Origin of the sequence: Flagellimonas marina (assembly GCF_042651185.1) — a bacterium.
Lineage (GTDB): Bacteria > Bacteroidota > Bacteroidia > Flavobacteriales > Flavobacteriaceae > Flagellimonas > Flagellimonas marina.
Map to the genome: position 1 here is coordinate 171058 of NZ_JBHSCL010000010.1, position 7020 is coordinate 178077.

At 44.0% G+C, this 7020-nt stretch carries 9 protein-coding genes; 3 read left to right on the top strand and 6 right to left on the bottom strand.

The genetic code is table 11. From position 1 onward, the window contains the following. Nucleotides 1–6 precede the first annotated feature (6 nt). Genes ACFOWS_RS17840 through ACFOWS_RS17850 form a run of 3 tightly spaced genes read right to left on the bottom strand, consistent with a single transcriptional unit; the run spans nucleotide 7 to nucleotide 1493 of the window. Nucleotides 7–273 carry a hypothetical protein gene (locus ACFOWS_RS17840; protein WP_016053982.1) on the bottom strand — a complete coding sequence of 89 codons (267 nt, stop codon included), beginning with the start codon at nucleotides 271–273 and terminating at the stop codon, nucleotides 7–9. Between the two features lie 3 nt (nucleotides 274–276). Next, entirely contained in the window at nucleotides 277–945 is a 669-nt protein-coding gene (locus tag ACFOWS_RS17845) for a deoxynucleotide monophosphate kinase family protein (RefSeq protein WP_379767598.1), read from the bottom strand. Then, nucleotides 942–1493 carry a hypothetical protein gene (locus ACFOWS_RS17850; RefSeq protein ID WP_379767601.1) on the bottom strand — a complete coding sequence of 184 codons (552 nt, stop codon included), beginning with the start codon at nucleotides 1491–1493 and terminating at the stop codon, nucleotides 942–944. The genes ACFOWS_RS17845 and ACFOWS_RS17850 overlap by 4 nt, the downstream gene beginning before the upstream one ends. Nucleotides 1494–1749: 256 nt before the next feature. Between ACFOWS_RS17850 and ACFOWS_RS17855 the strand changes: the two genes are divergently transcribed. Beyond that, nucleotides 1750–2535 (top strand): hypothetical protein, encoded by a 786-nt coding sequence (locus ACFOWS_RS17855; RefSeq protein ID WP_379767604.1) that lies wholly within the window; start codon nucleotides 1750–1752, stop codon nucleotides 2533–2535. A 35-nt stretch (nucleotides 2536–2570) separates the two neighbouring features. On the opposite strand, the gene ACFOWS_RS17860 is transcribed toward ACFOWS_RS17855, so the two are convergent. From ACFOWS_RS17860 to ACFOWS_RS17870, 3 genes are read right to left on the bottom strand one after another with little or no spacing between them, the layout of a single operon-like run. Beyond that, nucleotides 2571–3425, bottom strand: coding sequence for a hypothetical protein (locus ACFOWS_RS17860; protein ID WP_379767607.1), 855 nt, complete (start codon nucleotides 3423–3425; stop codon nucleotides 2571–2573). 21 nt (nucleotides 3426–3446) lie between these two features. Then, nucleotides 3447–3929, bottom strand: a complete 483-nt coding sequence (locus tag ACFOWS_RS17865; protein WP_379767610.1) for a TnsA endonuclease N-terminal domain-containing protein — start codon at nucleotides 3927–3929, stop codon at nucleotides 3447–3449. Further along, the gene (locus ACFOWS_RS17870) at nucleotides 3914–4432 is read right to left on the bottom strand and encodes an NUMOD3 domain-containing DNA-binding protein (RefSeq protein WP_379767613.1); all 519 of its coding nucleotides are present in this window, start codon (nucleotides 4430–4432) and stop codon (nucleotides 3914–3916) included. The genes ACFOWS_RS17865 and ACFOWS_RS17870 overlap by 16 nt, the downstream gene beginning before the upstream one ends. 146 nt (nucleotides 4433–4578) lie before the next feature. On the opposite strand from ACFOWS_RS17870, the gene ACFOWS_RS17875 reads away from it, so the two are divergent. Beyond that, a complete protein-coding gene (locus tag ACFOWS_RS17875; protein ID WP_379767616.1) occupies nucleotides 4579–5130 on the top strand; it encodes a baseplate wedge protein 53 in 552 nt (183 codons plus the stop codon). Then, nucleotides 5127–6887 carry a glycoside hydrolase family protein gene (locus ACFOWS_RS17880; RefSeq protein ID WP_379767619.1) on the top strand — a complete coding sequence of 587 codons (1761 nt, stop codon included), beginning with the start codon at nucleotides 5127–5129 and terminating at the stop codon, nucleotides 6885–6887. The genes ACFOWS_RS17875 and ACFOWS_RS17880 overlap by 4 nt, the downstream gene beginning before the upstream one ends. Nucleotides 6888–7020: the final 133 nt, after the last annotated feature.

The following is a 7020-nucleotide window of genomic DNA, read 5'->3' on the forward strand; positions in this document are numbered from 1 at the left end:
CGTTAATTATGCTTTTGATGCATCAATCGCTTCATTATCACCAGCGATTTCTACTGTTGCTGGCAGAAGTGCTTTGATCGCGCCGATCAGGGCATCAGGGGATACACCCTGCGAACCGTCGATTTCCAGAAGACCGCAAATCTGGCCTACGAGTTGACGGTGATTTGCCAGTTCTTGTTCTTTACCCTGAATGATTTCGTTCAGGTCGAATACACGGGCTTTCAGGATCAGGACATCGTTTTGAAGCTGTTGGGTTTGGTTTTGTTCAGTCATTGTTTACACTCTTAAAAGATTGAATACATTAAGCACGTTGCGTTTCAAATCGTCTAACGTACCATTATTTAGGATTGTATAATCACTCAAGCCAGGTGTCAAACCTTTCTCCGTTGAATGATTATCTTCAATACCAGTTTCACGTTCAAGGAACACAAAGCGAGTCCCGAACTTGCTCAGGTATTTATATTCATGCGGTTGACGCACATCGGTAATGATAAAGTGATCCGCGTAGGATTTCAACATTTTTTGAAGCGCAATTGAAGTCCAGATAGACGGATCTATTTTACAAACAATATCAGTCCCGAACACCTGCATCAAACGGCGAATCGTCCAGGGCTGGCTGTTTTCTTCGCAAATTTTATGAGCGATAACATCTGCGTTACTCATGAAGAACCCGCGAGAACTTAATTTTTTGATACCGCTAGAAAACAGCGCGTATGCATCGTTATTGGACATCACCAGCGGGGCTTCACGATCACCCTCATAGAATGGGTTCTTCGCTGCCAGCGCTCGCAATTGCGTGTTATCGTGATGTTCCATAGAACGTTTCAGGATAGCTTTGATTTCGTCGGCTAACGCAATAACTTCAACATTTCGGAAGTTATGCACAACCATTTGAGCAACGGTATCTTTACCCGTTCGCTTTTTACCACAAATACCATAAATCATTTTTGCGTTTTCCGTGGAGTAGGCACGATCACCCGTCCGTCGATCTCAATTTCCATGTGAGCGAAGTTGAACATCGTCATACAGGATACGGCTTCATCCGAATCATTGGTATACATAAGCTCAAGCTCTCCGAGGTTGGAGGGCCAAGCGCCATAGAAGCGAAATGTCGCTACAGTTTTTGACTGCGAGTTATCCAGGATATGCAAAGCCATTGCCTGTTGTGGTTCACTCCAACGCACGGAATCGAAGGTGTTAAAATCGACAGTACCGAGCATCCAAAGGTAAACCCCAAGATACGATCGCAGTTCTTCATCAACAGCAAAACGAATAGTCAGTGGATCGAACTCCATTGCAGATCCTGGGATCTTCCCTCGAATCATTGGGTTCAGTGGGACATCCGTAATTGGAATGTTGATAGCAGGTAGTGTAACACCCTGAACTTGTAGTTTCAACCCTTTTACATAATCATTGTCAGGAATATCTAACATGAAGTTAGTAGGTGAAATCTGGTTCAGGATCATAGCAGTTGTATTCATGATGATCTCCATTTTATAGATATTTAGATCAAGACCGTGAGCGAAGCGAACACACGAACGAAGTGAGTGTTATGTACGATGTACTGTTTATAATATTTATATTTTATATATAGAGAAAACAGTACATTTTCGTATACTTTTTATACAATCGTTAACTATCCGTCTTCGCTTCGCTTGACGGAACTCGCTTCGCTCGCGATCTAATTTTTAGTTGATCTATTCAATAAATAGGTATATCATACCTATACTTTCAAAAGAGATTGAAAACATGAAATCATTCAAAGAACTACTTTCTGAATCTGTTCAGAACAAAAAATTTGCTAAGACCGTTGATCTGGTTGACCGTGGTAACGCTGCAAAAGGTCAGATCGGTTTCCTGCATTTTGCACATGGTGCTGATTACGATGTGTATGCGCCGGACTCCCACGATCTCGCTTACTTCGGTAAAGGTGTTGTCCGCCTGAAAGGTAAAACCACTGGCAAGACTCAGGCAGCGTATATTGACTGGGCGAAAGGCACTGTTTCATTCTACAGCGGTGATCCTGCTGACGATCTGAAATTTGACAAGCCACTGAAATTCAAAGGCGCTTCCCTGTACAAAGAAGCCGAAGAAAACCTGGATCTGTATAATCAGTTGGCGGAAGATTTCGAAATTGATCTGCCTCTGGATGAAGCATTGGTGAAAGGAAAGGTGTACAAGCTCCCAAGTAACGATATGTGCTTGCTGTATACCGGACGTACCAAAACCAAAGAAACAGGTGAATACGCCGTGTTTACGGTTGTAGATGCCTCTGGTAAGCCTCGTCTGGTATCGGGTAAACGCTTTACCCAGGAATACAAAGGTGATGTTCTGTCTAAACTGGTTCTAGCTGAATCAGAAGATTTGAACGAAGCCGCTAAAGATATTCGCGAAAAAGTTATTGCGGTGTTGGTGAAACGTGGGTTTAACGAAAAAGACGCAGAAAAGATGGTTGATAAAAACCTGAAAGATGCGATGAAGGTTCGACCTGGCGCAACCCCTGGCAAACTCGCGGAAATCGTGAGTACCCTGTAAAAATAAAGCCCCTTCCTTTCGGTTGGGGCTTTTTGTTAATATCTGTTCCAAACTTTCTTCGCGCTGTATGGTTTTCCTTTGGACTGGAAAGCCTGTGTAGGCAACCAAACTGCTTTCGCCCAATCTTTTGGTGCGATCTCTGCAAGTGGTGAACGTAGATGGGCTGGCAGGTAGGCTTTGATCATTTGATCAGCCCCGCGCATTCCCTTCACGTTGTTCCAATTGATTTTCAGTCTGGTTTTGTTAGAAAGTCGATCTGTTGATCCGTAGCCACGTTTCAGGAGTTCTTCTAAAAACTCTTGACGTGCTCGCGGTGGCGCATAGTGCAAGTTCAGCCCGTACAGAACCAAGTTACCCGCTTTCGAACGTCCTGAACCCAGGAAAATGATCAGCGGGAACCGATCCCAGTATGGCAGGGTGTCTTTGTATTTCGCATCGTAGATGAACGTATACAAACGACCCGTTGCTGGTTTCGCAACCCTGTGCGTCTTAATGCTGGTTTTGATGAAATCACCAAACCAATCGGTCGAATCTTTCTGACGTTTCGCAGCGGTTACACCAACAGTCATTTTCTTCAAACTGTTGCGGAAATCGTTTACGATATCAACCGCGTGTTTTTTGCGATAATCATTACGTTTGCGTCGGGCTTCGGTTTCTGCTTTACGGCGTTCGATTTCATCATCAATCTGCTGCTTATAGCGGTGCATAGACTTTGTGAACGTTGCGTATGCAATCCCGTTTTCGTCCGCGAACTTTTTGGCTGTCATGCCTTTTAATTTTGCGCGTCGGAATTTGATACCAAGTTCAACCCATTCACCCAGCTTTCGCTTCGGTGGTGGTTTTGGCTTGTCTTCTTCTGCGATGATCTCGAACTCAAAAATAAAACTCATAATTCCCTCCGTTTAGGGTATTTATTGCCCTTTCCATCCGAACACACGTTTCAATGTGTCCTCTGTGATGATCTTGAACTCCCAGCCCTTTTGTTTTGCTGCTGCATTCGCGGCTTTCCATTTGTCAATGTTTACAGCATAAGTATACAACGCATCAACAAATTTCTTTTTGTTGTGAACGTTGTTGTTCGCTGGCTTAGGTGGGGGCAACGTTTCTTTCATCGGTTTGACTTCCCAAAGGTAGGTCACGCCGTTATCCATTTCAACATAGAAATCCATGAAGTAGCGCCGTCGCTTTCCGTCTGCGTTGCTGAAATAAGGGATCACAACCTCTTCACTGTTCCAGCGTTTCACATGCGGGTTTCTATCAAGCCAGTTCATAATATATTTTTCCCAGCTTGAACGATACGTTATCTTTCGCGGATCTCCCTTATATTTCTGTATGTTCTGGGGCATAAAAGACCCCTTGTATGTCTGTCTTCCAGCCATTATTGTAAACTCCATCCTTTGCAGGTTTTGGTTTCCCCTCTTAACAGATGTCGCATTGCATGTTCAGGGATGCCCGTATCTCTGCAAAATTGAGCAACATTTGTTACTGTTATTTTCTCGCCGTTTGGATCAATAAGATGGTATGTTTTGGCGTTGCGACCTTTAAATGAACGTTTCATCTTCTCGCGGGTATCTTCCGAAACTGTTTTACCTCGTTGGTATTCAGAAATCTTTCTTTTCGTTTCTTCTGATAATTTCTTTCCTTTTGCCGCATCGCTCATTTTCTTTCTGGTTTCTTCTGAAAGAGTTCGACCCGTCATCACATTAGCCATTCTTCTGCGTATCCATCCAAATTGTTTATTTGATAATCTTCCTTCGTTCATTGATGTTCCCATTATGTTTGCAGCCATAACGATTCCTTTATGTTTTGGGTACATTTTGACGAGTAGTTGATGGGCGAGATAGTGTTCTTCGGCAGTGAGACAAACGATATTTTCGGGTTCGTCCGTTCCTCCCATACACCGAGGGATGATGTGATGGTTTTCTGAATACCCGCTTATAGTTCTTGATTGTGCTCTTTTGATAAGAAGTTCATAGTGTTTGCGGTAATTCATGTGTATTCCCTAAATAGTAGTAATATTCATATTTAGGAGAAGCCATCGTGTTGTTCTCATTCTTTCCACCAGTTGATTACAAAGGCACACCAACTACTGATATCTACCGCGATTATCGTTTTTACTTTAACCGCGTGATCAGGAATTATAAGCCGCGTACATATCAACTGACAGGTTCATTAAGACCCGAACAATTAGCGGAAACGCTATACGGAAACCAGCAATACTACTGGGTTATCCTGATGCTTAACGATAATTACGATCCGTTTTACGGATGGATTACCGATCAGGAAACGGCTTATCAATGCGCTATCCAGCGTTATTCAAAAGCAGGTGGTGAACAGGTTCTTTATCATATGGATGGTAAGGGCAACCGTTATTACAATTTGGTTGAAGACCCTACGAATCCCGGTCATTGGTATGACAAAGGCGATAAGAACATGCGTTATTTGCAGTACCAGGGAACATTAGTCCCTGTAGATATTTATGAAGATGCGGTGCTTCAAAATGAAGCAAAACGAACCATCAAGATTATTAACCCCTCTGATATTCAATCGTTTGTAAGCGATTATATCAAGGAAATGGAAAAGGCAAACCTATGAAATACGGTGGAAATAAATACTCCCCTTTCTTTGAGGGGGTGGTCGAAGAAGTCGATGATCCTCGTCTACTGGGGCGTGTTCAGGTGCGTGTATTCGGTGAGCATCCGGCACAGAAACAAAAATCTGAAACTATCGGTATTCCAGTTGAGGAATTACCGTGGATGATGCCTATTCAGGATATTCGCAGCGCCGCTATTTCTGGTGTTGGTTTTTCCCCGACTGGTATCACGCGCGGTAGTTTCGTTATCGGTTACTGGCGCGATAAATGGCACCAGGACGGCGTTATACTGGGAACCTTTGCTGGTGAGTACCGAGAGAAGCCGGACACCCAGAAAGGCTTCTGTGACCCGTTTGGTGAGTATCCTCGCTATGTAGGTAACGATGTCAACGTACTGGCTCGCGGTGGCGCAGAGGGGCGCGGTTCTTCGAGCGTGATTATTCGTGATGCTAACAGTTCGTTAGCTGTCAATCCAGATGATCGCCCACTTGACGAGATCCCAGAAGATAACCGTCCTGATACTGGCGGTTTTACTATCGAAACCATGCTTAAACAGGATGAAGGTATCCGCACAAAATGGTATATTGATAGTGAAGGTTATCCGACTATCGGGATCGGTCATTTGCTTATCATGGAAAAAACCCGTGATACTGCGAAGATTAACGCCGCGATCAGTAAAGCAGTTGGTCGAGAAGTAACCAATGGAACGATCACAGCAGAAGAAGTTTCAACGCTGTTTGCTCAGGATTTGGCAAAAGTCCGGCAGGGGATCAGCAACACTTCAAACGTTCGAGAAGTATACGTGACGTTAAACCGTCCTCGTCAAATGGCAATCGAAAACATGTGCTTCCAGATGGGTGTTGGTGGTGTTGCCAAATTTACTAATGCTCTGGCTGCTATGAAGCGTCAGGACTGGCAAACCGCTTACAACGAACTGCGAAACTCTACATGGGCTAACCAGACGCCAGGACGTTCTTCACGCGTATCTAAAATCGTGCTGACGGGCAACCTTGAATCATACGGTGTTCAGGTTCCAGATCCAGAAGGGCGTTCATTGAGTGCTGCTTATAATGCGGTGGTTCTGCAAGCAAGCAACCCAGAAGATCCTTTTGTTCCTGGTGATACCCGCGTAATGTTCGAGGAACCTAAATCGGCATACGCTGCTGAATATCCATACAACATGGTATTCGAATCCCGTTCTGGACACATTCAGGAATTCGACGACACCCCAGGCTTTGAGCGTTACAACCGTGTTCATCCAGCAGGATCATACGAAGAAATTCGCCCTGATGGAACCCGTGTTGTTAAAATCGTTGGTGATGATTATCAAATCGTCATGCAAGGCCGCAAATTAAACGTCAAGGGCAATTTACAGGTTGTCATCGAAGGTGATGCGTTCATTTACAATATGGGTAACGTTCAACAAACTGTTGATGGTAACGTGACCGAGTTCGTGCGCGGTAACGTGAATCAAACCGTTGAAGGTGAATATGTGGGGCTGATTAAAGGCAACGCAGAATTAACCGTTGAAAAAGATGCAACCGTAAACGTGAATCAGAATTTAATGGCTAACGTTAAACAGAATGCAACCGTTGCCGTAACAGAAGATGCAACAATTACCGCAAAAAATGCTCTGATTGATATTGAGCAAGATTTGGATATTGGCGCACGTAATATCAACATTCGAGCATCGAATAATACTTTCATTGATTCCGGCGCACTGACTAAGATCACTGGCGGTACTGTACAGGTAGGCTAAACATGATCATGGATTATGAAACCATCATTGATGGGATTATGCAAAATTTTCAGCATCCTTGCGATGCTGAAATCCCCGCTGGATATTATCGACGCGTTATCTGGCAGGGACACACAGAAAATTACCCCGCTGT

Excerpts from the sequence above, each read along its gene's own strand:
- ACFOWS_RS17840 (WP_016053982.1), bottom strand. The coding sequence starts at position 273 with ATGACTGAACAAAACCAAACCCAACAGCTTCAAAACGATGTCCTGATC.
- ACFOWS_RS17845 (WP_379767598.1), bottom strand. The coding sequence starts at position 945 with ATGATTTATGGTATTTGTGGTAAAAAGCGAACGGGTAAAGATACCGTT.
- ACFOWS_RS17850 (WP_379767601.1), bottom strand. The coding sequence starts at position 1,493 with ATGGAGATCATCATGAATACAACTGCTATGATCCTGAACCAGATTTCA.
- ACFOWS_RS17855 (WP_379767604.1), top strand. The coding sequence starts at position 1,750 with ATGAAATCATTCAAAGAACTACTTTCTGAATCTGTTCAGAACAAAAAA.
- ACFOWS_RS17860 (WP_379767607.1), bottom strand. The coding sequence starts at position 3,425 with ATGAGTTTTATTTTTGAGTTCGAGATCATCGCAGAAGAAGACAAGCCA.
- ACFOWS_RS17865 (WP_379767610.1), bottom strand. The coding sequence starts at position 3,929 with ATGGAGTTTACAATAATGGCTGGAAGACAGACATACAAGGGGTCTTTT.
- ACFOWS_RS17870 (WP_379767613.1), bottom strand. The coding sequence starts at position 4,432 with ATGGGAGGAACGGACGAACCCGAAAATATCGTTTGTCTCACTGCCGAA.
- ACFOWS_RS17880 (WP_379767619.1), top strand. The coding sequence starts at position 5,127 with ATGAAATACGGTGGAAATAAATACTCCCCTTTCTTTGAGGGGGTGGTC.